Origin of the sequence: Fictibacillus iocasae (assembly GCF_042665465.1) — a bacterium.
In the GTDB taxonomy this organism is placed as follows: Bacteria; Bacillota; Bacilli; order Bacillales; family Fictibacillaceae; genus Fictibacillus; species Fictibacillus iocasae.
This window is the reverse complement of the sequence record NZ_JBHTCP010000049.1, coordinates 98,409-123,596: the sequence shown is the minus strand read 5'-3', so window position 1 is coordinate 123,596 and position 25,188 is coordinate 98,409. Positions and strand designations below refer to the sequence as shown.

Genomic DNA, 25,188 nt, shown 5'->3' with positions numbered 1-25,188 from the left:
AATGTTGATGAAGCTTGGCGTAAAGGCAGATTACGGCCAAAAGACGGCGCAGTACTATTTGCAGCAAAAAGGGCTGGTCGCACTCAAGAAAATTTTGCCGAAGTACGACATCGGCGGCTTCACTTCCTACGACCTCAGCCACCTCACCATGAAACAGCAGCCGCACGTCGTCCCAATGTACCACGCGATCCACATCTTCCAAATGCACGCCCTATACACCATTTCCAACGACAAAACCTACCTCACCTATTACAGACGATGGGCGGGGTATGTGAAATAAAAGAGACTCTGAGAGAAGCTCCAGCCATTGTGTTTGCTGGAGCTTCTTTTTTAAAATTAATCCATTTATGTTGGACCTTATTTATATACAATTGGGACAGAGATAAAGGTGGTAGTATAGTCTAAATTTTGTTTTTACACAGAAGATAGGTTCTATTATACTGGTTATATAGTAATCTTTACCTTTAATTGAATAATTATGAAAAATTTGAACTTTCCATCTGCCATAGACAACGCAGGGAATAAAGGGAAATCAATAGCCATTAAAGTTAAATAAAATTACCAGCCTCCTTCAACGAGAAGGAGACTGGTTTTTTGGTATTTTCCAATGAAAATGTAATTTAGAAAGAGCACAAAGAATTAAAAACGAGTAGCGGTAGCTTTGAATAAAGAGAAAATGGTGCAAGATGCCAGGTGGAAGAGCCCGACCAATTTGTTTCTTCCTTTCACAAGGAATGAAAAGAGAATCTTCATGTATCACTCTTTTATTTAACAAACGAGGAGAAAGAAGTATGGGAGAACCGGAAAAGCTATGCACAAGGACTTGGAGAAAAAGCCTCTATGAAGCTTTTCTTTCCTTTATTGCTTTTAGCTTTTCCTGCAACAGCCATTTTTATTTTAGGACCGGTATTTATTGAAGTAGGAATATTTATTTTCAGTTCTTAAAGGAGGTCATGTCTATGAGAGACTTACCGATTATGAAACCAGCAGAGGGACCAGTAAAAGAGACGGCTAAAAAGTACGGAGGATTCCTCCATTCCTATGATAGGAGCTTGAATATCGAATGGAAAGGAAGCACGTATCAAATCGTCACAATCTATGGCCCTCTTCAGAAAAAGAATTTTAAAAAGATTGTCGTTATGCATCCCAACGGAATGATTGTTCAAAATCGGGATCGTACAATTGAAATTCTGCGAATCTATCATACTTTCTTAAGTATTCACCTATCCCGTAACATGATTGATGGCCTTATCCATGACGAAAAAATCAGAACGGTTAAATCGTTGTCCCAAGAATATCCTAGAATTGCTCACTTAATTAAACCTAAACTAAGTGATCTAGCAAATGAAAAAAAAGGTAGGGACCATGTTGATTCGTTTAAAGAGGGGTTTGCTCTTTTAAGTGACATTAACGAGGCGATGATTGATCTAGCATCCAATTTGTGGCCGTTTTATCAAGAGGTGATTAAGGAAGAAGTAATTCTTGAAGAAAGGTACAAACGGATTGAGGAAATGGTCTTGGAGTTAAATAGGCTATCTATGAAAAGGGGGATATATTTATTGGAATCTCTATATGACAGGGATATTGTAAAAGTATTTTTACTTACACCGGATTATACACGTCATTTAAGTGAGTCGGATAAAATAATTGCAAAAAAAATTGTATCTGCCATAGATGATACGGTGCAAGCTCAATGGGATACTATTATGTCTACCCCTAACTTCAAAGATGTTGAAAATGGAATCAAAATTTTGAAATCCAGGTGTGAGGATTTCTTAAAACTTGAAACGGATACAACCATTCAAAAATGGGCTTTAGCCTGAGAAGGTAATGAATAAGTAAAGATGTCTTTAAAATGTTGAATAAATTATCTGGATATTGGTCGAAATCTTTAAAGGGTCCGAGAATTACATATGTTCAGCCATATTCATTGAAAGTAATAGAACTTGATACAATGCCACCGGTACCTCCAATCGTAAACAGAATTACCGCGAAATCCACTGCAGTAGCAGGCAAGGCGGAAAAAGGAGCAACTGTGACGGTAAAGCGCGAATCGACGGTCATCGGAACCGCTACTGTTAATTCTGCGGGAGCTTTTTCCGCTCGTATCGCGAAACAGAAAGCTGGCACAGTGCTATATGTGACGGCGAAGGATGCAGCGGGGAATGTGAGCAAAGCAGTGAAGGCAGTTGTGCAGAAGTAATAAATTGTTCGTATAATTGATCTTGCAGTCTCGGCTACGGCAACTCAAGACGCCGCAGCCTTTGTTTATATTTAAGAGATCTATTTATTTATCGGATTGAAGTGATAAGAGGTGTGCCATTTCATGGACATTCAATTAAAAAACGATTGCGAAAAAGCACTTAAACATCTGTTTAAAAACAGTCAATTGGATGAAGTGGTATTCGGGACAGAATCAAGTCCGATTCTGCTTAAATTTAAAAATGAGGATCGAAGCGATCATCAACCACGTGATGTATGGTTAAATATTGAGTCTAAGTGGGATGTTTTTCCGCCAGGAGAGACCTCTTACCCTGACTCCGAGGATGAGATGAGACCGTTAACGAAAGAGGAGCATGTCTATGAGAGACTTACCGATTATGAAACCCGCAGAGGGACCAGTAAAAGAGACGGCTAAAAAGTACGGAGGATTCCTCCATTCATATGATGGGAGCATGAATATCGAATGGAAAGGAAGCACGTATCAAATCGTCACAATCTATGGCCCTCTTCAGAAAAAAAATTTCAAAAAGATTGTCGTTATGCATCCCAACGGAATGATTGTTCAAAATCGGGATCGTACAATTGAAATTCTGCGAATCTATCATACATTTTTATGTGTTCATGGCTCGCGTAAGATGATTGATGCTCTTCTTCACGACGAAAAAATTCGAACATTTAAGCATCTTTCAGAGGAATATCCTAGAATTGCTGACTTAATTAAACCTAAACTAAGTGACCTTGTAAACGCTGAACAAGGACGAAAAGATGTTGATGAGTTTAAACGAGGATTTGTTCTATTAAGTGACATTAATGAAGCGATGATTGACCTAGCCGTTAATATATGGCCGTTATATCAAGAAATGATAAAGAAAGAAAAGATTTATGAAGAAAATTATATAAAACTTGAAGAAATGGTCATAGAGTTTTATAGATTATCCATGAAAAGAGGAGTGTATATATTAGAATCCATGTTTACTAGAGATTTAGTGAAAGTTTTCTTACTAACACCAGATTATACAAGTGTTTTATCTGATACAGATAAAAAGATGGCTAAGGAAATTGTATCGATATTAAATGATGTAGATCTAGCTCAACGGGACATTATTATGACCACGCCAAACTTTAAAAACATTGAAAACGGAATTAAAATACTGCAATCGAGATATAATGAATTCCCGAATTTTGAGGCTGTTCAAACAATGAAAAATTGGGCTTTGGCCTAAGTAGTGAATTACATATAAAAAGGTATTTAATCGTGCTGCGATAAATTCAGTTGAGCCAGATATAATAAGCATACTCTTGCCGAACCGAATTAATAAAGAACAGCGGGAACTCCCAAAATGAGAAAGGTGTTTATTTTATGGATAGCGAATTAAAAAACGATTGCGAAAAAGCACTTAAACAGCTGTTTAAAAACAGTCAATTGGATGAAGTGGTATTCGGGACAGAATCAAGTCCAATTCTGCTTAAATTTAAGAATGTGGATCGAAGCGATCATCAACCACGTGATGTATGGTTAAACATTGAGTCTAAGTGGGATATTTTTCCGCCAGGAGAAACTCATTATCCTGACTCGGAGGATGAGATGAGAGCGTTAACGAAAGAGGAGGTTTCTCATATCGTTTTTCCATTACAGAGAGAAAAAGTGGTGGATGTTAGAGTCGGAGAGACGGTTCCGCATTTGTTCCTCGTTTTTCAATCGGGTCAAACCCTATTTGTGAACGGCCATCACCGCATGTATGAATGCTGGCAGGCCGGTGACGGTATTGAACATGCTGGCGATCAATGGCTGATTGTCGCAACTCCTGGTGATGACATTGCAATTTGGGCACCAAGTGAATAGCAATCCTTTCCAAGCTGTCTCTTATGAGGCAGTTTTTTATGTAGAATTTTATTATGTTTTCAAAATATTATCCTAAAAACTCATTCCCCTTTCGTCGATATAACAAGTACTGGAGGGGTCACTGTGAAAAAACGTTTAACGCTAGCATCGTTGTCTGCGGCTCTATTCTTACAATGTCCTGCATTCGGCTATGCCGATGAAAATGCGGACCGCAGAGCAGAAAGCTTCAAGCACAAGATGGAAGAGCAAGCATCCGACTCGTATTTGTTGAGCCGGAGTAACATGAAAGACATTAATGACCGGCGTGCCCTTTTAAAATGGAGAGATGGCCGATTGAAGACGCTGCCTGCTGTGAGTATCAAGCTTGTAGAAACCCCGGCCATCCTAATGGAACAGGGAATGCAGATCGTACAAATTCCAGAAGATCAGGACTATGACAGCACGTTAAAGAAGATAAGAAACAGTTCAGCCGTAGAAAGCATTGAACCGGATTATAAAAAACAGGCGCTGTCGCGGCCGAACGATAAATATTACAGCCGGCAATGGTATTTGCAAAAAACGAATGTTCCTCTCGCCTGGAACGAGGTGAAGGCAAAGAAAAAGGTGACAGTCGCCGTGCTTGATTCGGGAGTGGATTACAATCACCCCGACCTAAAAGGAAATATATTGCCAGGCTACGATACGGTGCACGAGGATGCGAATCCGATGGACGACCAGGGTCATGGGACGCTTGTCGCGGGAATCATTGCGGCACGTTTGAACAACAGCCTCGGTGTGTCGGGCATCAACCCGTATGCCAAAATTCTGCCGGTCAAGGTGTCGGATAAATACGGACGGGCGAGCCATACAGATATAATAGAAGGAATGTATTATGCGATCAGTCAGAAAGCCGACATCATTAACATGAGTCTTGGCGGTGTGAAGCGAAGCGATCTGTATTACCGCGCCGTGCGCGACGCCTACCGGTCGGGTATTCTTGTTGTTGCGGCAGCAGGAAACGAGGACTCGGATGTCTTGTACCCGGCAGCTTACCCGGAAACGCTCAGTGTCGGGGCGACGGATAAGAACGATTTTGTGACCGACTTTTCGAATTATGGCCCGATGCTGGATATCACCGCACCGGGTGAGAGCATTAACTCGACAAGTCTTGGCGGATATGAATACGCAGACGGTACATCGTTCGCCACACCGATTGTGAGCGGAATGGCGTCGCTGCTGTTAGCTCAGCAGCCAGAACTGTCGCCCGCTTTACTTGAATACAAGCTCGAAAAAGGTGCCGCCAAGCGGTCTGTCTATTCCGAGCTGTGGAACTCGTTTTCAGGATACGGCCGGGCGGATGCACTCAAGCCATTTACCGTATTGCCGCCGAATTTAGCAGGTGATGCCGGAGGAGTGCGTACGAAAGCGAAACCAATCTCGCTGAACAAGCCAATGACGGATAAATACCATCTGCCTGGTGACAGTGACTGGTTCAAGCTGACGGTGTCGAGAAGCATGAGCGTGAAGATTGAACTGAGCAGCGTTGCCGGAATGGACGGAGCGGTGTGGGTCGACAAATATGCGTACCGCCAGGCGAATCAAGTAAAGATGCAGGATAAAGCCGGCATCAGCCAAAAAGAAAATTTGGTGCATCAGCTAAATCCGGGAATTTATTATGTGAACGTCTATGAGTCCAATTATCATTGGAATGATGTGACGCCATATACGCTGAAAATCACAGAGCTCGACACGACCGTTCCTCCTGCGCCAAAGGTGAACGCGGTGGATAGTTCGTCTACAGCCGTAACTGGAACGGCAGAGAAAAAAGCGATTGTCGCCGTAAAGCGTGGCGGCACGACCATCGGATGGACACGAGCCGGATCAGATGGCGCATTCTCGGTGACGATCCCAAAACAAATTGGGGGTACGGTACTTTTCGTGACCGCGAAGGACGGAGCGGGGAATGTGAGTAAAGCCGCTCGGGTGGTTGTGGAGAAATAGTAGATTGGGAGGCTGTCTCTTTGTGGGGGCAGCTTTTTTTAGTGTGATTGTTGGGGCGAAATCATGTCTTGCCCGAAAAAACTTGAATCTCGCCCGCAAATCAAAAATCTCGCCCGAAAGGACTTGATTTTCGGCCGAAAAAACCTAAATCTCGCCCGAAAATCCCAAATCCTCAGCCGCAGCACCCCTCACCAGCCGACCACACCCACACCACCTAACAACAGCACATTTCCCATCACAAATTATCCTCTTTACCTATCAATAATTTGTTATACTACAGATACTATTTACATATTTTTGCGCTTTACCCATAAACTTAAAGGTGGCTTGTTGCGTGCGTTCATCGGTTATTGAAATTTCACGGCGCTTTTTCTTATTTTGTCTGAAACAATGTGATTATGTGTTGTTTCTCTTACTCTATTTGCTCAAACTCTACTTTCTTACCAAGTACACGAACTCGGTTTTCTTCAGGGGTGGGGTGTCGGGTTATTTTAAGAAGCTGTACAGCATGCTGTTTGAGGGCGCGCAGTTTGCCACGGTCATGAACGCGATCTTTCTCGTCAGCTTAGGCGCGGGGCTGCTGCTGTCGTTCTGGGTTTTCTTTCTTTCAAGAAGAAAGCGCCTGATCGCACTTTTCGTCCTAAACGCTGTTCTTTCTTTCGTAATCTTGTCTGATCTACTCTACTATCGATTTTTCTGGGATTTGGTCTCGCTCGATGTTCTGTATCAGATCGGCCAAGTGTCGTCGCTCGGATCGAGCATCTTTGAGCTGTTCCGCTGGTCAGATCTTTGGTTTGTCGCAGATACGATCGTGTTTCTTCCTATATTAATACTCGTGCTGAGGAAAATGGAATCCAGTGCGTTCACATGGCCGCGCTTTTTCCGCCGACTGACGGCAGGGACGGCGGTATTCGCGATCGGATCAACACTGTTTTTCTATCCGCTGTACTATTACATCTCGAGCATGAACGGGCTACTGCTGAAAAAGACGCTGTCGAACGTACATATTTACAATGTGACCGGGCTGTTCGGGTTTCATGCGTTTGATGTGTACCGATCGGTCAAACGGATGTCCGCGCAGGGCGAGGCGCTGCCGGCAAGTCAGGCGAGTGAGCTGGAGACATGGTTTCAATCGCATCAAGCGACATTAGAGGAGCCGACCGATTACCAGGGCATCGCCAAGGACAAGAACGTGATCTTGATTCAGCTCGAGGCGTTTCAGACATTCGTGCTGAACAACAAGGTGAACGGCGAGGAAATCACGCCGAACCTGAATGAATTGCTGAAAACTAGCGTGTATTTCCCGAACTTTTATCACCAGACCGGAAACGGCAGGACGTCAGATGCGGAGTTTGCGGCGAACAACTCGCTGTATCCGGTGTCGACTGGGTCCGCGTATGTGAAGTATCCGAGAAACCGATATCACTCCTTGCCCGAAATATTAAAGGATAACGGGTATGAGACGACGGTCTTTCATGCGTATAAGCCGGGCTTTTGGAACCGTCATGTGATGTACAACAACATCAGCTTTGATAAGTTCTACAGCGACAAGTATTTTTCTGGACCGAAAATTGGCTGGTCCACGAACGACCGCGACTTCTTTTTGCAGTCGGCGGATATGATGAAGGACTTGAACGAGCCGTTTTACTCGTTCCTGATTTCGATCACGAGTCATTATCCGTTCGAGATACCGGACAATTTGAAGAAGCTGAACGTGGATGGCTTTGAAAATGAAGTGTTCAAGAACTATTTGCACACGGTTCATTACACAGACGAAGCGCTCGGTCTGTTCTTCCAGAAGCTGAAGCAGGACGGACTTTGGGAAAATTCCATTATCCTGTTATACGGTGACCATGATTCGGGACTCATCACACCAGGCTCAGAGGCGCTGAAATTTGCCGGCGGCAGTGACAGCGACCTTGACGTGAACCGAGTGCGTGCTTCTGTACCGCTAATCGTTCACCTTCCGAATGAAAATAAGAAAACAGAGCTGCCAAGAGCGGGAGGACAGATCGATCTTAGTCCGACCATCACGCATCTGCTCGGGATTCAGAGTGATAAAAACTACCGGATGGGTGACAATTTGTTCCGCGACAATGGCATCGTGTCGTTCCGCAACAACAGCTTTACCGATGGCAATCATTATTTTGTTCCTGATGCTGATGATAGCCGCTTCGAGCAAGGGCATTGCTATGATTTTAAGAGCCGATCAACTGCTGACCTCTCACTCTGTGAGGAAGGGTATAAGGAGACCGAGCTGCGACTAAAGCTTTCGGATTTAATACTAGAGCGAGATTACTTAAAATAAACAAACAAGGAGCTTCGACCATGAAAACAAAATGGATCCTTTCTGCCGCTTTGGCGGTTTCGCTGCTGCCGATGAACGCCTTTACCGCGAGTGCTGATGAAACGTCACAGCGGAGGATGAAGCAAAACATTGAGAAGCAGGCGTCGTATAGCGTGCCTTCCAACCGGCAGATCATGATTGAAACGTCATCTTCGGTTACCGAGCTCGCGAAGACATATGGCGTGCAGGCGATGAAAACTCCGCGCATTTTATCTAAGAAAGGCATCTATATCGTGAAGGTGCCGTCTGGAAAGAATTATAAGAGAACGGTAGAAAAGCTGAATGACGACAAACGCATATCCTCCGCGCAGCCGGATCACACGAAAAAGATTCTTGGACCTGTAACGAACGATCCGTATTTCAGCAAGCAATATCACCTGCCGTTAACGAAAACGACAGATGCGTGGAGCCTTGTCCCGCAGGAGAACGAGGTCATTGTGGCGGTGCTCGATTCGGGCATCGACCCAAGACATCGTGACCTAAAGGATAGATTGCTTCCAGGCTATGACACGCATGGCGATGACAGCGACCCGTCTGATTATGTGGTCGGCCATGGTACGGCAGTGGCCGGGGTAATTGCTGGCCAGGCGAACAATGGAGCCGGGATCGCGGGTGTTGCAGGCAATCATCCGAACGTGAAGGTTCTGCCGATTCGGGTTGGCGGTGCGACGGATATTTCGTCCAGCAATGTGATTGAAGGCGTCTACAAGGCGATCGAGCTAGGAGCCGACGTGATCAACCTGTCGTTTGGCGGATATGATTATTCAGAACAAGAATACGATGCGCTGTTTGAAGCATATAAAAAGGGCATCGTGATCGTGGCGGCTTCGGGTAACGAAGACGAGCGCGTATCGTATCCAGCGGCGTTCGAGTTCGTCCTCAGTGCAGGAGCTTCGGATAAGAACGATGAAGTGACCGACTTTTCGAACTGGGGAGAGCGGCTTGATTTGGTGGCGCCAGGAGCGGAAATCTGGTCGACGAAGCTGAACAACGGCTACGAGATGGTCGACGGCACCTCGTTCTCGGCACCGTTCGTGAGCGGAGTGGCGGCACTGATGCTAGCGAAACAGCCGGATCTCACGCCGCAGCAGATTGAATATTTGATGCAAAAATCAGCGGTTAAGCTCGGGTTTCCATTTTGGCAAGTCTATTACGGCTATGGCCGCGTGAACACGCTTGGAGCCGTTCAGGGCGTCATGCCAGCCATTACGGGAGATGCGGGCGACGAACGTACAGGTGCACTGCCAATTAAACTAAACACCTCTTACCTTGATAAGTTTCATCTGCCTTGGGACACGGATTACTTTAAGCTGACCGTCAGCCGAAAGATGAAGATCAAGGTCGACATCAGCAACCTGTATTACATGGACAGTGTGCTTTGGATCGATAAGAACGGCAGTGGCGAACGAGTCATTGACGGCACGGAGATCAATGAGAAAGAAACGACGATGCAGTGGATAGACCCAGGCACGTACTTCTTCCAAATCTACGAAAACAATAGCCATTGGAGTCCAGGCAACTATGTGTTCAAGGTGACCGAGATGGATACGACGCCACCGCCTGCTCCGATCGTCAACCGCTTTGACAGCAACGATAAGGTGATGACAGGAAAAGCCGAGCGCAAGGGCACCATTTATGTTAAGAACGGCACGAAGGTCATCGCGTCGGCAAAGATTTCAAAGACGGGAACATTCTCCATACCGATGACCGTTCAAAAAGCGGGTACAACGTTAACGGTAACTGTGAAGGATGGCGCGGGTAACGTCAGCGTGCCGACGAAGGTGATTGTGAAGCGGGCTTAATAATATTTTAAGTAACGATTTAATCGCAACCGTCTGTTTGTTGCGATTTTTTCTTTGAAGACGGTGTAATTCTAGGAGGGCGTATTTTATTGAAGATTGAAATTCGGCCATCTCAGGAAACTTTGGAGAAGTGGATCAAGAGTTTTGTTCCTGAAAATGACTTGTTTTTTCTTTCTGAGCAAGAGTTAACTAGCTTGGAAGAATATTTGCACACTGTTCTTGTCATTCCACGAGAAGAATTCAAGGCACATCATTCGTTTAATCAGATCCAGCTCGCCAATAGCTATGAGTATTGGAACATATCGAAAGACGTGCCATATGTTCTGGTGGCACCGAAGGATTGGATAACCACACTTCCTGCTGAAAAGAAAACACATCTTTTTCATATGCAGATGAAAAATGGACGAGGGCTGATCTATCCTCTTCCCACGTCATTCATACTGCCATCTGAAATTAACGAGTATGTTATTGAAAGCGATAACCAGCCTCACCTTGTCCTTCAAAGAGCTATATGGGAAGAGCTTTCTTATCCTATAAAATCAGCGCTCATGACAGAAATTGCTCGTCAATGGGAGACGTGGAGCTGTTGCGAGTATCCAGAACATGCTCCTTTCTATTTGAAGAAATTCGCCAACACCTTCCCCTCCCATTCGGGAAGTAATTGTTTATCTGCGGTGTTATTTGCCATCACACAACAGGAATGGATGATTCATGAATGGGTGCATCACCAAACGTTTATTATGAGGCTGAAACAGGCCAGCTATTCTCTGACATCCAGCGAAGAGCTTGTGCAAGGGGATATTGCGATATGGGAGAACAGGCAAGGCGTCATTCAACACGCCGCCTATCACATTGGAGATGAACTATTCTTTAACAAAAGCGGTCAAACCTTCTTCAATCCTTGGAAGATTGTTGATTTTGCTGAGCTGAAAGAAAACTGGAACGAATGTAAGATAAGTATTTACAGAAAAACATGAGACCGATTTACAGTATATCGACAATAAATGTCTACTTTTCTTTCGACAAAGTTTGGAACGGTTATAGTGGAAGAATCGCGGTATACATGGGCTGGGGATGAAAAATTCGACAATATCCGACACTATTTTAAAAAATCATGAAAAACTAGAAATAAATAGTAAAAATTATATATTTCGCTAGTTTTCGCTATCGTTTATACTATTTTAGTAAAACACTAAATGAAAATAGGGGGACAATTGTAGGAATGAAAAAGTTAGCTGCTTTATTAACGGCTGTTATGATGATGCTTGCCTTCATCCCAACAGCAGCATTTGCCCAAGTAGACGAAGCTGAGCTTCAGGCGTACTTGGAAAAAGTGAAAACAGAACGCGGGTTAGATTCTCTTACTTTAGATGAGTTCAATACATACCTTATCGATGTAAGCTGGATTGAAGACGGAATTGATGGATTTGAAGACGTGGAAGAAATGGAATCGTACCTTGGTGAAGTGATCAAGGCCGACCTTTCTAACCTTGAGCAGTTGAATGAAGATTTCGAAGCAGATGTTGTGGAAGTTTTGGAAGAAAACGATGACAGCATCGACAACTATATCTACGTGGATGACGCGGCGTTCGCAGCGAGCGAATACCTTGGCTATGAAGAAGGCGAAGACGCGATGGAGTTCGACGAAGAGTTCTTCGAGGCGATGGCTGCTGAGCTTGACCTGACGAGAGAAGAAATCGAACGTTTGACAGCACACATGGAATCACTAGACGAAGAGCTTTCTAAGCCAGAAAACGAAGAAAAGCTGAACGCGATCGCCGAGCAAATGATGGCGTTTGAAGACTTCGAAAGCGCGAAGGATCTAACAGACGAGCAAATCACAGAGCTTCTGACATTAACGAAGGAACTCGCTGTGATGCTGAAGATCGACGCTAAATTCTTCCTAGTTGGCAAAGATGGCACAGAACAAGAAATTTCATACCGTGACCTGATCTTGATGGATGAAGAAGAAGTTCAAAGCTTGGCTTTGATCATTGAGCTATACAACCGCGAAACGGGTGAGTTCTTGGCTGATATCAAGCTCACGCCAGAAGATATCGGTTCAGACATCATTAAAGACACAGGAAACAACATCAAGGATGCCGTGAAGCCGGCAAAAAAGCCAGCTGCTCCTAAAACAGTCAAAGGCGCGAAGCTTCCAAAAACAGCGTCTAACGACATGGGCTGGGCATTGGCTGGTCTTGGCGTGATGGCTGCTGGTGTTGTGATGTATCGCCGCGTACGCTCTGCATAATCTTTACCGGGGGTTTGACATATGAAAAAGCGCATCATCTTGATGAGTATAGCCGTGAGCCTGATCGCTGGAGGAGCGTGGTTCACGACGACCAGCGTGTATCAGTTCGCGAAAGGCTATTTCGCTTTTAAGGTGTTAGATGCCGCTGGAAAAGCAGAAGTGAAGGTCAGCGCCTCTGCAGAAAAAGAGAGAGAAAAAGAGAAGACAGAGGCGAGTGAGGATGAGCTGTATCCGGTCCGTCCGAGCATTGGAGACGACATCGGAAAGCTCATTATTCCAAAGCTTGACGCATCGATTTCCATTTATCATGGAACGAATGAGGATGAACTTGAAAAAGGCGTCGGCCATTTTGCGGACAGTGTACTGCCAGGAGAAAAAGACAACTCGGTTCTGTCCGGCCATCGTGATACCGTGTTTCGCCGTCTAGGCGAAGTGGGCAAAGGCGATGAGCTCGTGGTGCAGACGTCGGCTGGCACGTTCACGTACAAAGTGCGCCAGGTACGCATCGTGGATAAGGAAGACCGATCGGTGATCGTTCCAATGCCACGTGCGACCTTGACCGTGAGTACGTGTTACCCGTTCACATACGTTGGGGCAGCGCCTGAACGGTACGTCCTTGTCGCAAGCTTGATCAAAAAAGAGATCTAATTATCGTGAAAATCCTTTTCAGCTTTATGGCTGAAAAGGATTTTTTGCGTTTATTGGTAAATGATAACAGAGGAAGTAATGGGGTCCGGTACTCATGGGCAAAACTCCAGCGTCACAACGGAATGGTGCCCATGAGTACCGGACCCCGAAATGAAATCAAATCGACCCAAACCAATTTCTTAAATTAATTTGCCAAAAAAGCTTGTAATTCTGTTTTTTTAACCGATATTTTACAATAGCGACTAAAAGGAAAATAAAGGAGATTGTAATGAGGGGAAAAATCAGGACAGCATGGTTAGGAACAGCATTGGCGATTGGCTTGTTGTTTCCAGCTGGTGCTCATGCTCATCATGAGCCCGTATACTGGGAAGGAAAGCCTTTAAAGAAAGGGCAAGTCGGCGCACTTACCATAATTAAAAAGATCAATTTATATAAGAAAGAAAACGGCAAGCTAACGTTTGTCCGTGTGTTGAATCCAAAAGAAAACTACCGCATTTATAAGTTTGAAAAAGAATTTGGCGGCCAGTTCGGTTTAGGCGGCAATCATTACATCCCTAACAAGAAAGGATACGTGACGTACCGGACCCCATCTAAAGCAAAGCTTGATAAGCTGAACCATAATCAAGTAAAGCCGAAGCCGCCTGAAAAGCCGGTAGTCAAACCAGAGCCGCCAAAACAGCCTGAAAAGCCGCCGGTTCCGCCACCGCCGCCGCCACCTCCACCTGTTGAAGCGGTGTACACGAGCCTTGGCACACAAGTGACGAAAACCGTGGCCATTCAAGGTGCGACCGGAGTGGATAAAGACGGAAACGCCCTGATGTATGTTCTCCTTCAAGGAAACCCGGCTCAGATGGCTGTCATCGACTTGAAAACCAACACCCTTCGTGACATCGAGAGCCTAGCTAACGCAACGACTGCTTGGGGATTGGATGTAGGTCCGGATGGGACGGTCTGGGTAGGCGGTACACCGAACTTCAGGCTGTACAGCTATCATCCGGATGAAGGAACCATTGTCGACCGCGGGAGAGCGAGCAACATTAACAACAATTCATCCATCATGGACATTGAAGCGACAACGAAGGATGGCACCGTCTATATCGGAGCCGCCTATGGCGGATCGGTTATTAGCTATCATAAGGACACCGGCTTTAAACAAATTGGAAAAGCCGAGACAGACAAGAAGTATTTACGAACACTTGCGATGGATCAAGAAACCAATGATCTCATCGTTGGGGTCGGCTCCAAAGCTAACCTATTTAAGTGGAATTTGACGACGAATGAAAAGACGGCTCTTTTGCCAGATGATTTTAAAGGTGCATCGTACGTGTACGATTTAAATGTAGAAAATGGTTTGGCGTTCGCCAAGTTAAATCCTGATCAGCGCATGGCGGTCATGGATCTGAAGACGAACGAGCTCGTCAACGATCTTCAGGTCGGATCGCGGGGAACGTCACCTAAGGCGCCATTTGAAGAGGCGTTGTACTACACGTACCGTGGTAAAATTTATCGCTATGATTTGGTGACAAGGCAAGCGGCTCTTTATTCATCAGGCTTGCAGGGGAATGAAGCAGTATCACTGGACTTTGTTCAGTTGAACAGTCCAGAATGGCCAGGATATACGCTGATTGGATTGGCAGGGAACTCAGGAAAATTCTATCGCCATAACTTTACAACGGGGAAAACAGAAGTCGGTGAACTTCCTGTGCCATCACAAACAATCTCGATCTATAACCTGTTCTCCGGTCCGAGCGGCGAGGTGTATTCCAGCGGCTTCGTATCCGGCGGAGTGGGCATTTACAATCCAGAAACGAACATCAGCAACTTTTATGGTGGAATCGGCCAGATAGAAGGGATGGCGGTCCTCGGAAACAGCATCTACTTCGGGACATATCCTTCAGCAAAAATTTTGCGCTATAACCCAGGCAGCCCGTTTCTCGGCATAAGCGGCAGCAATCCGCGCGAGCTATTCACGTTATCTTCTGCAGGGATGGACAGGCCGGTTGCGGTTCATAGCGTAGAGCGAATGAACAAGCTGTACATCGGATCGCATCCGCGGAACGGTCATATCGGCGGATTGTTTACTGTGTATGATCCGGAAACAGGTATGAGAAGCGACCGCATCGACATGTTCCCAGGTCAGAGTGTAATCTCGTTGACCGACTCGGGCGATTATCTCTACGGCGGAACGACGATCTATGGCGGAGGGGCCTTCAGCTATGACCAATACGCGCGGTTCTTCCGGCTGCCGCTAAGTGATCCGGGTGCGGCTCCTGAAGTGATTGACCTGCCGATCAAAGCCAAACTGCTGTCCGCGCTGACAACCGATTCATCCGGCAACATATACGGATTGGCAGACGCGACACTCTTTAAATACAATCCTGCTACCGGCGAGTTCATCACAGCCATCGTGTCCGCTTCCTCATCAGGTGTCTTCAGCAACGGACGCCTCGTGATGGGACTCGACGGAAAGCTGTACGGAACCGTTGAAAAAACCTTCTTCCGCGCCGACCTGCAAAACCTAAAAGTCGAACACATCCGCAAAAACGCAGAAAAACTCGTCCGCGACCAAAAAGGAAACTTCTACTTCAAAAGCGGATACACCCTATACAAAGCAGAGATCAAAAACTAACCCAACCAGGCAGACGCTGCTCAGCAGCTGCCTGGTTTTTTCGTGTCGTCTAGGTTAAACCGTTATTTTCTATCGGAAATTAACAGCTTCATTCAAAAATCTCCATTGATAAGCTTAAAACTCGAAGAGCATATCAGTCTTTTTTCACCTCGTCCATCGTATACATAGGATAAAAATAAGATGAATGCAGGTGAAGCTATTGAGACTAAGGTTGTTATTATTGTGCTTTATTAGTTTAGCCGCCGTGTTGTTGTTTCTTGAACGCCCGTCTGATGTACAAGCTTCTTCAGCAGTTTCCACGATCATCAATAAAAAAGGATTCATCACCAAAGAAACCGTTGTCCGCAGAGGGGCGCATGTAACATACGCACAGAGCGGCCTGTTAAAAGCGGGCGAGGAAGTTATCGCCATCGTCGATTTTACAAACGCATCTGGCGAGAGGTGGCTGAAGGTCCAAAACACAAGGATATCCGGCTGGATCCCAGCGGCTGCGTTCAGCCGGCAGACCTCGGTAAGCCCATATACCGTGAAAACAACTGTATCTGCCGCGATCCGAACGAGTGCATCGAGCGCTTACAAGATCCTCAAGACCGTTCCGAAAGACACAATCCTCACCGTAAAGCAGAAATTTTACAACGTTTCTAATGAGAAGTGGCTTTACGTGCAGCATGGCACAACCGCAGGCTGGATGCGTGAAGATGATACGGCTCTCGCCCAGGCCGCACTCAAGAAAGCCTACTTAACCTTTGACGACGGCCCTTCCTCGGCATCAGGAGCCGCGCTACTCAATGTGTTGAAGCAGCACGGTGTGGCGGCGACATTTTTTATGCTAGAGCCGCAGATGAGAGCTCGGCCAGATCTAGTGAAACGAATGGTGAGTGAAGGGCACACGGTCGGCTGTCATGGGGTCACGCATGACAAATCGAAATTTTACCGAGATAGCCATTCTGCTCTCAACGAGATGACGATCTGCCAAAAAACGCTTCAATCTATTTCAGGCGTCAAATCTCGACTGATCCGCGTGCCGTACGGCAGCAAGCCGATGCTTACCGACAGCCAGAAAACGGCTCTCCAGAAGGCAGGCTTCCTGATCTGGGATTGGAACGTGGACAGTCTGGACTGGAAGTATACGAGCGGCCAATATGTCTCGTATACCCTAAACCAAATCCCGGCGATCGAGCGCCAAAAGGCCAGTCCGGTCGTCGTGCTGCACGATAAAAACACGACCGTTCAGTATCTCCACCAGCTCATTTCAGGTCTTAAAACTAAAGGGTATGGGTTTAGTGGATTGACCGAAACGATGACCCCGATGTTATTTCGATAAAACGTGTCTAAAAAACCATTATTTTCTGCATTTTACAGTTTAAATATTGTCGCCTTTACATTACTGTAATATAATTAACAAAAATATGCAGAAAGTGAGATTAATAGATTGAAGCCTAATGTCTTACGTAATCTTTTGTTTGTTGCTCTTGCCGCCTTTATTTTAATAGGAGGCTGGACCTTTAAGAATATTTATTTCGCCACAGACATGGTCGGCGGCGCACATAAAAAGGGAATCTTGCTGTCGAGTGCCGGGCTCGCCCTCATTCTCGTCGCTCCACTCGTCATTCGCGTGAACAAAAAGATGTATGCGATCACGTTCTTCCTTTACGCGCTGCTTTCCTTTGTTCTTTACGCGGATGTGGTTTATCAGCGCTATTACCACTCGCTTTTATCGGTCGAGATGCTCGGTCAGGCAGGTCAGGCGAAAGCGGTCAACGACTCGGTGATCTCGTTAATGAGAAACAGCGATTATCTGTACGCCTTGGATGTCGCGCTTCTCCTCCTGCTTTTCTTTTATCCGTTGAAGAAGATGGATTACAAGCGGGAGGGCTACCGTTTCAGTATCCTGTTCGTTTTCTTTGTATTCGGGATCGGTGTGATGAAGTACACGTACATGAGCATCGTGCAGGACAGCTATACCGAGCAGCTGAAGGCCGCTAAGGTTGGTGTCCTCTCCACGCATATTAGCGAAACGTACAAAAGCTATATGGAAAAAGCAGCCGCGGCGGCTGCCTTTAACTCAGAGGACAACGTAAAACAGCTGAAGAAGTTTGAAAAAGAGTTAAGAAAAAGGCAGGATACGCAAAAGGATTCACCATACTTTGGCGACGCGAAAGGCAGCAACCTGCTCGTCATTCAGGCGGAGTCACTGAATGATTTTGTCGTGAATCTGAAGGTAGATGACCAGGAAATCACGCCTCATCTTAACGCGTTCATAAAAGAAAGCAGCTATTACCCGAACACGTACCTGCAGATCGGACGCGGCAACACGTCGGACGCGGAGTTCGTCGCGAACAATTCGCTTTATCCGAGCAAGAAGGACGGCGCGTACCGTACGTATGAGAACGGCGTGTTTCAGTCGCTCGCTCAAATTTTAAAACGTGAAGGCTATCAGACGAGTGCTGTTCATGGCAACGTGGCCGATTTTTGGAACCGGAAAAATGCGTATCCTGCGCAAGGATATGATGTGTTCTACAGCAAAGAACACCCGAAAATCGATGACAGCAGCCAAGTGGGATTAGGCATATCTGATAGCAGCATGTTTCAGCAAATGCTGCCAATCTGGAAGGAACAGGACAAAAATGGCTCTTTTTACAGCTTTTTCGTGACACTGTCCAATCACCGGCCGTTCGAGCTTCCAGCTGAGCATCAAAAGCTGAAGCTGCCGGAAAAAATGAACAACACCCCAGTCGGCCATTATTTGCAGAATGTTCATTATGCGGACGTCGCGTTTGGCGAGCTGCTGGACGGCCTCAAAAAAGAAGGGCTGTATGACAATACAGTCATCGCTTTTTACGGAGATCATTACGGGTTGATTCCGGAAAACGCGGATCAGCTGAAGGCATTTATCGATGTGGATTTCACGAAGAAGGAAATGTTCAACATCCCTCTCGTCATCCACCGACCGACCCAGACCGAGGGAGAAGTAAATGAAGTTGTCGCGAGCCAGATGGATGTTGCGCCAACACTAACCTCGCTGCTCGGCATCGAACAGCCGCTGTACCAGCTCGGCTACGATCTGAGTGTGAAGAAAGAGGGGTATGTCGGATTCAGGCATGAAATCACACCGTACTCGTTCTTCTCGGAAAGCGTGGATTTCGAAATGTCGCTCGACGGTGTGTTTGAAAACGGAAAATGTACAGACGCCAAGACCGGTGACCGGGTCGATCCGGAAAAGTGCCGTCCGTATTATAAACGCGTGCAGAAGGAAGTAGAGATCTCAGACTTCCTGCTGCAGTATAACGGAATTGAACAATTGAGAGATGGAAAGCTATAAAAGCCGCGATTCGCGGCTTTTTTGTGTATTAAGAAAGCATAACGTTTTAAAAGGGCAACTAAGGCTGACTTAAAGGGATGGTATGAGCCAAGTTTTTTCCGTTGTTTAGAAATCATCACCACTCTATAAAACATTGAAAGTTAAACACTTGTTTAAAAAGGGAGAGCATGATGATGTTTTTTAAGAAAACACTTCAAATTCTATAATATTAGCCGATATAACGTAATGAAAAGCAAAAATCGGTTTGTATTGTAAAAAACTTTGTTAAGATAGTTAGCGTATATTGACTTTATTGTAAAATTAAAACATAATAGTAAAAAAGTACTATTATTAAGAATGTTCAGATAGGATGATTATATATATCAGCATATTTTTATAAGTAATATTCTTATATGACGAAGGGACAATTCACAGCATGAAAGTCGGTAATATTGAAATTCACAATTGGAAAAGTCATACTGTACCCGGTACTCCAATTGCATACAGACAAGACCTATTTAAAACGTCCCTTCACTTACGATTGAAAGGTTATTCAGAGCGCAAACGAAAAATTCATTCACATTATAAAAGACAGATTACGAGAATTTGTTTGACCAACCATGCCGTTGACAGATGGAATGAACGAATCGGCCCGTTAACGGTTCAATCATTTTTGGAGGGAATGCTCGCTGCATTATGGAGTGAACCGGACCGCATTCTTTTCCTCGATAATCATGTGGGCGTCATCGACCATGAAATCGTGTTTACCTTTGAGATTTCCAAGCACAAGATGATTGTCACTACGTTCTATGGAAGAATCTCGCTTCACCCCGCGCTGCAAAGTGTGACAGAGTGGGGCAAGCTGACCGATGGCCCGAAGGATATGCTCAACCTTACCGTTCCGATGGATGTGGTTGTCCAGCAGCTTCCGCCTCTTGTCTCATGTGCGACCATCTGGTTCTCAGGCCGAAAGTACATGTACAAGCTAGAGAAGTATTTATATGACAGTGACACGTCATCCTTCTTATGCGGCTATCACTCCAAGTTTCCGGCAGGATACCAAGTAAGAGTGTTCCTGACCACCTACCTGTCGACAGGACTTCCGGTCGTCAAGGAAATTCGCCCAGGCGGCAAGCTCGGAAAAAGCGTCATCTCCGCCTACCGCCTCATGAACATGCCGCTGCGCGGTGAAGAACAGCATACATAGAAAGCTCTGGATTTAGCATTCGCGATCCGGGGCTTTTTTCATTTGTGGTGAGTGTGTGAGTGAGTGAGTGTGTGTGGGTGGGGGGCTTGGCGCGCTAATTTAAAAATTGGCGCGAAAGCAGTATACAGAGTAGAAGCGACTTGTTAAAAATCCACCTTCCATTCCACTCGGCGCGAATGCCTTAGAAACCCGCTCGCATCCTGCTTGGATTGGCACGCATTCTCTCAAAAAGTGTTCAGTACGGCGCGCAGCCTATTGACTAGTCACTGACAAGATATAAACTAAACGTGATATCCTTGTATGATAACACGTCTTTCTGAAAAGGGTGGATCTAAATGGATAACTGGAAAAACAACACCATCTGGTTTGAACAAATACCGAAATCACTTCAAGCCTATGTGGATTTGAAAGAGAGTAATGGTCGGGACCTGGAGTTAGGGAATATTGAGTATTTAACGCTAGTGCATCACAATAACAAGACGCGCCACTTAATGGATTTGCATTTGCCAGAGACCCTGCAGTATCTTGATTTAACGTCGTCAACGATACAGAATTTTATTGGAATAGAGAAATTAACAGGTTTGAAAAGATTAGAGCTTCATTACTGTACGAAGCTGCATTCTGATGAGGGATTGTCCTGTTTAGCTGACACACTTGAGCACCTACATATCAATCAATCCAAAAAGTTCGTGCCCTCTGAAGAATTGCTGTCTCTGAAAAACCTTCGGGTGCTGCGCCTCAATACGTGTGGCGAACTTGAAAATCTTCAATTTTTGAACCAGTTTCCAAAGTTGATAGATTTTCGATTTGTGAATACGAATGTGAGAGATGGCGACTTAACGCCGATCGTCAACCATCACTCGATCAGGAGTGCCGGCTTTATAAACAAAAGACATTACAATATAAAAGATGACGAGATGAAAGAGATGTTAATGAAGAAAAACGATGGAAAAGCGTTTAAAACAATCATGACATATGGAAAATATGAGACATTTCGATATCATGATCATTCATAAATAATGACGAAACGAGGTGCAGAATGAAGCAATACAGCAAAATGCTGCTGGCGATGGGTGACGCTGATTTCAACGACTATGCTGACAAAGGAGACTGGCTGTACATCGCGACAAGCAAAGATACAAAAAAAGGACGATTTCGATTGCCGCACTACATACATTACTTTGTCGCACTAACAGAAAAGCGGATGCCATCTGAAATTGGAATCGTAAAACAATTGAAGAAACCGATTACCGCTATGGTGTTAGCCGAACTCGACTACAGAAGCCGAAACAAAAACCTCAGCCTGCTAACAGATGATCAACTAGCGGAATATGAGTGGTTCCTAGAAAAAGTCAACGCCCAACCCGAACACACCCCCATGGCCGTCACATGGCAGGAAAAAGTCTTCCCTAAAAAAGAGAAAAAGCTAAACGTCCATAAAAAATTCTTTACCGGACTATTAAAAGAAGAAAAACAACAATTGTTTCAATGGTGACTTTTATCTTAAACAAAATCAAAAAATGAACGGCTCAATTCATGTGCATAATTAAGAGTTAAACGCTAAAAAGGGGTTTATCTGATCACCCATGTTTCCTTCCCAGAAAAGTTGATTTCCGTTACACGCCCCTCTGGATAAGCGTGCGCCTGTAACGAAAATCAATCACCTCTTCGAACCCAGATGAAGCTGGACATGAAAACACCCCGCCACCACACCATAATCATGGTGCAGAGCGGGGTATCATCATCATCCTTATTTTGCAGACGGAGCGGTAACTCTCCATCTTGATAAATCGGCGTCGCTCTTTTGAACGAGCGAGCTTGGGAAGATGAACGTCCATGGCTTGCTTGTGTTCGCTTCTACGACAAGTGAATCCAGCTGGAACGCGCCGCTTGCTGCGACGTCGCCTGCTGCATCCTCCACGATCAATGGAATTTGCTGCAACTCGATGCTGCGTTCGCCGCCGTTGCGAATGAGCAGCGTCACGATTAAGCTTCCGTCTTCACCCTGAAACTTAGCTTCCAGACCCATCAGGTTCACCTCGCCAGGCGTCAATGCCGGCAGGTTCTTCACTAGGTTTTCAAGCTGTCCTTTTTGCGCTTCATTCAAACGGCTTTCCCAGCTCTGATCCAGCTTCAACGCGTGCTGTGAAGGAGCCTGTGCACGCTGCTTCAATTCAAAGGCCAGCTTCCAGCCTGTTTCGGGAATCACAGCGCCTTCTGTTAAATCCTCCTTCATGAAAAGGAACTTCCAAGGACGGCTCGAAACGGCAGGAATCTCGCCCATGCTTAGCAACTCGAACGTTTTGCGTGCCAGCACCGCGCCTTCTTCGTTCAACAGCAACAGCGTGACCTCTTCAAATTGAATCGCTTTTTCCAGTGTGTTGCGGATAAAGGCGTTGATCAGGACGGCTTCATCGTCCTGAATCACGTCGGTTCCGTGAATCGAAATTTGGTTCGGCTTCAGTGGCGGCAGCTGTTTATGCTGAAATTGGTAGACGTATTTTTCTTGAAGCGGCACGTCCCACTCTGGATGGTAGCTAAGTACTGTATATACCTCTTCTGTCTGATCAATGGCTGTCATCTGAATGGCCTCCGTTTTCTGAATCAATGGTCATGCTGTTCATTCGTATTAAAATATCGGCACACGCCTCAGCGTTCGCCGTATCGAGCATGTTAAGGAACATCTCGTACCCTTCACGCTCATAAATGCGGTAAGGATCTTCCTGTGAATAGCCGCGCAGGTGGATGCCGTCCTTCAGCTGCTCCATGTCTTTTAAGTGAGAAAGCCAGTGAACATCCAGCTTGCGCAATACGGCTGTCTTTAAGGATTGCGCCTCTTCTTCACTCAGCGTCAACTCGTCGAGCTGTTTCGTGTACTTGTGATAGCTTTGTTCGATCAAATCCTTGATTTCGATTTCGTCCATTTGAGCGCTGAACTCAGGCAGGATGCTGGAAGGGAGGAGCTGCAATGCAGCTGCGTGCCATTCTTGTGCCGTCCATTCTTCGTTTTGCAGCAGGTTGTTTAAACTTTGCTTCAATCGGTCCTTATATAATTGCAGGCTGTCATCTGTCATTAAAATGTCGTTGCGCTGAGAATATACCGCTCGTCGCTGCTGATCAGCCGTGTCGTCCAGCTTCAGCACATTGGCGCGCATCGAGAACAAGCTGGTTTCGATCAGCCTTTGCACATCGTTTACAAACTTAACCGGTTCTGGGTTCGATACAAGGCCTAGAGAATTCGTTTTTAATTTCTTCAATAATTTCTCGAGCTGCTCGGGCTCGATTTTCTTGAACAATTCATCCTCGAGCGAAAGGATGAATTGAGAAGAGCCAGGATCACCTTGACGGCCGGCACGTCCGCGCAGCTGGTTATCGATGCGTCGGCTTTCGTGCTTTTCTGTTCCGATAATATGAAGCCCGCCGATTTCGCGGACCCCTTCACCAAGAAGGATGTCTGTTCCGCGGCCCGCCATGTTGGTGGCGATCATGATCTGTCCTTTTTGACCGGCAAGAGAGATGATCGCCGCTTCTTGTTCTTCCGTCTTCGCGTTTAACAGATGATGCGTGAGTCCGGCATCCTGTAATAAGGAAGAAATGTATTCAGACTGCTGAATGGACGTTGTTCCGATGAGCACCGGACGGCCGAGCTCATGATAGTGCTTCACGTCATGAATCACTTTGGCATACTTGCTTTCAGCGGTTGCGTATAGCAAGTCCTCCATGTCGACACGCTGCTTCGGCTTGTTCGTTGGAATCTCGGCCACATGCAGTCCGTACGTTTGGAAGAACTCATCCTTTTCTGTCATGACCGTACCTGACATGCCGGATACCTTATCATACAGCCGGAAATAGTTTTGGATCGTGATGGACGCTTGTGTTTCGTTTTCGTCACGAATCTCGAGGCCTTCCTTCGCCTCGATCGCCTGCTGTAGACCGTCTGTGTAGCTGCGGCCCTCCATCACGCGGCCGGTGAACGAATCGACGAGCATCGCCTCGCCGTTGCGGATGATATAATCCACGTCTTTTTTCATTAAAAACTGAGCACGGAGCGACGTCATCACAAAATGGTATAAAAGCTGGTGCTCTTGGCTATATAGGTTTTGAACGTCAAAAAGATTTTCGATTTTCGCTGCGCCTTCTTCTGTTAAGAAGATCTGCATCGTATCAAGCTCGGACTTAAAATCGATATCCTTGACGAATGGTTTGACGACTTTTGATGTTAAAGCGAACAATTCAGCGGACAGATCGGAATGGCTCGCGATGATAAGCGGTGTACGGGCCTCATCGATCAGGATGCTGTCGGCTTCATCAATGATTGCATAATGAAGCTCACGCTGTACCTTGGCAGACTGGTCTGTGACCATATGATCACGCAGGTAATCGAAACCGAACTCGTTGCCTGTTCCGTATGTAATGTCTGCAGAATACGCTTCTTGCTTTTCAGGTACGCCGAGCTTCGAATGGTTCAAGCCAACCGTCAGGCCGAGGAAACGATGGATCTGGCCCATGATTTCGTAGTCGCGGCGTGCCAGGTATTCGTTAACGGTGATAACATGCACACCTTTTCCTGTAAGCGCATTTAAATAACTCGGCAGGGAAGCCACAAGTGTTTTTCCTTCTCCTGTATGCATTTCGGCGATCATGCCTTCGTGCAGCGCGAGTCCGCCGATGAGCTGCACATCATAATGGCGCTGGCCGAGAATACGGCGCGCCGCTTCACGGATGACAGCGAACGCTTCCGGCTTGATATGGTCTAATGTTTCACCCGCTTGTAACCTTTCGCGGAATTCTGTCGTCTTATCTTGCAGCTGTTCGTCAGATAACGTCTCTATGGTTTTTTCTATTTCATTGATTTGGTTGGCGATTTTAGAGAGCCGTTTAACATCCTGGCCCTGAAACACTTTCTTTAATGTCCCTAACATGCTGATTTTCTCCCCTTCATTATTCTAGACAA

Annotated in this window: 20 protein-coding genes; 18 read left to right on the top strand and 2 right to left on the bottom strand. The window is 45.8% G+C overall.

Features of this window, described 5'->3' with window-relative positions:
• Positions 1-7 precede the first annotated feature (7 nt).
• From ACFQPF_RS15665 to ACFQPF_RS15580, 18 genes are all read left to right on the top strand, one after another.
• Entirely contained in the window at positions 8-280 is a 273-nt protein-coding gene (locus ACFQPF_RS15665; RefSeq protein WP_379750649.1) for a D-glucuronyl C5-epimerase family protein, read from the top strand.
• A 679-nt stretch (positions 281-959) separates the two neighbouring features.
• The gene (locus ACFQPF_RS15660) at positions 960-1,823 is read left to right on the top strand and encodes a hypothetical protein (RefSeq protein ID WP_379750647.1); all 864 of its coding nucleotides are present in this window, start codon (positions 960-962) and stop codon (positions 1,821-1,823) included.
• Positions 1,824-1,855: 32 nt separating this feature from the next.
• Entirely contained in the window at positions 1,856-2,203 is a 348-nt protein-coding gene (locus tag ACFQPF_RS15655) for an Ig-like domain-containing protein (RefSeq protein WP_379750645.1), read from the top strand.
• A 123-nt stretch (positions 2,204-2,326) separates the two neighbouring features.
• Positions 2,327-2,638, top strand: a complete 312-nt coding sequence (locus ACFQPF_RS15650) for a hypothetical protein (protein ID WP_379750643.1) — start codon at positions 2,327-2,329, stop codon at positions 2,636-2,638.
• A complete protein-coding gene (locus ACFQPF_RS15645) occupies positions 2,583-3,446 on the top strand; it encodes a hypothetical protein (protein ID WP_379750642.1) in 864 nt (287 codons plus the stop codon). The genes ACFQPF_RS15650 and ACFQPF_RS15645 overlap by 56 nt, the downstream gene beginning before the upstream one ends.
• 137 nt (positions 3,447-3,583) lie before the next feature.
• Entirely contained in the window at positions 3,584-4,066 is a 483-nt protein-coding gene (locus ACFQPF_RS15640) for a hypothetical protein (protein WP_379750641.1), read from the top strand.
• A gap of 123 nt (positions 4,067-4,189) precedes the next feature.
• Positions 4,190-6,046, top strand: a complete 1,857-nt coding sequence (locus tag ACFQPF_RS15635) for a S8 family serine peptidase (protein WP_379750640.1) — start codon at positions 4,190-4,192, stop codon at positions 6,044-6,046.
• Between the two features lie 478 nt (positions 6,047-6,524).
• Positions 6,525-8,354: an LTA synthase family protein gene (locus ACFQPF_RS15630; RefSeq protein WP_379750639.1), complete on the top strand. Its 1,830-nt coding sequence runs from the start codon at positions 6,525-6,527 to the stop codon at positions 8,352-8,354.
• A gap of 20 nt (positions 8,355-8,374) precedes the next feature.
• On the top strand, positions 8,375-10,195 hold the full coding sequence (locus tag ACFQPF_RS15625) for a S8 family serine peptidase (protein ID WP_379750638.1): 1,821 nt from the start codon (positions 8,375-8,377) through the stop codon (positions 10,193-10,195).
• Positions 10,196-10,284: 89 nt separating this feature from the next.
• Positions 10,285-11,172, top strand: a complete 888-nt coding sequence (locus tag ACFQPF_RS15620) for a hypothetical protein (protein ID WP_379750637.1) — start codon at positions 10,285-10,287, stop codon at positions 11,170-11,172.
• A 245-nt stretch (positions 11,173-11,417) separates the two neighbouring features.
• The gene (locus tag ACFQPF_RS15615) at positions 11,418-12,449 is read left to right on the top strand and encodes a processed acidic surface protein (protein ID WP_379750636.1); all 1,032 of its coding nucleotides are present in this window, start codon (positions 11,418-11,420) and stop codon (positions 12,447-12,449) included.
• A gap of 21 nt (positions 12,450-12,470) precedes the next feature.
• Complete coding sequence (locus ACFQPF_RS15610; RefSeq protein ID WP_379750635.1) at positions 12,471-13,097, top strand: class D sortase; 627 nt, start codon at positions 12,471-12,473, stop codon at positions 13,095-13,097.
• Between the two features lie 268 nt (positions 13,098-13,365).
• Positions 13,366-15,726 (top strand): NHL repeat-containing protein, encoded by a 2,361-nt coding sequence (locus ACFQPF_RS15605; protein ID WP_379750634.1) that lies wholly within the window; start codon positions 13,366-13,368, stop codon positions 15,724-15,726.
• Positions 15,727-15,925: 199 nt separating this feature from the next.
• A complete protein-coding gene (locus ACFQPF_RS15600) occupies positions 15,926-17,050 on the top strand; it encodes a polysaccharide deacetylase family protein (RefSeq protein WP_379750633.1) in 1,125 nt (374 codons plus the stop codon).
• A 108-nt stretch (positions 17,051-17,158) separates the two neighbouring features.
• A complete protein-coding gene (locus tag ACFQPF_RS15595) occupies positions 17,159-19,048 on the top strand; it encodes an LTA synthase family protein (RefSeq protein ID WP_379750632.1) in 1,890 nt (629 codons plus the stop codon).
• Between the two features lie 589 nt (positions 19,049-19,637).
• Positions 19,638-20,234 (top strand): hypothetical protein, encoded by a 597-nt coding sequence (locus ACFQPF_RS15590; protein ID WP_379750631.1) that lies wholly within the window; start codon positions 19,638-19,640, stop codon positions 20,232-20,234.
• 335 nt (positions 20,235-20,569) lie between these two features.
• The gene (locus tag ACFQPF_RS15585) at positions 20,570-21,250 is read left to right on the top strand and encodes a hypothetical protein (RefSeq protein WP_379750630.1); all 681 of its coding nucleotides are present in this window, start codon (positions 20,570-20,572) and stop codon (positions 21,248-21,250) included.
• A gap of 23 nt (positions 21,251-21,273) precedes the next feature.
• A complete protein-coding gene (locus ACFQPF_RS15580; RefSeq protein WP_379750629.1) occupies positions 21,274-21,729 on the top strand; it encodes a hypothetical protein in 456 nt (151 codons plus the stop codon).
• Positions 21,730-21,984: 255 nt separating this feature from the next.
• Here the strand turns inward: ACFQPF_RS15580 and ACFQPF_RS15575 are convergent, their stop codons facing one another.
• Together ACFQPF_RS15575 and secA2 are read right to left on the bottom strand one after the other, a co-directional pair.
• The gene (locus ACFQPF_RS15575) at positions 21,985-22,815 is read right to left on the bottom strand and encodes an accessory Sec system S-layer assembly protein (protein WP_379750628.1); all 831 of its coding nucleotides are present in this window, start codon (positions 22,813-22,815) and stop codon (positions 21,985-21,987) included.
• Positions 22,802-25,156 (bottom strand): accessory Sec system translocase SecA2, encoded by a 2,355-nt coding sequence (gene secA2, locus ACFQPF_RS15570; RefSeq protein ID WP_379750627.1) that lies wholly within the window; start codon positions 25,154-25,156, stop codon positions 22,802-22,804. The genes ACFQPF_RS15575 and secA2 overlap by 14 nt, the downstream gene beginning before the upstream one ends.
• Between the last annotated feature and the right edge of the window lie 32 nt (positions 25,157-25,188).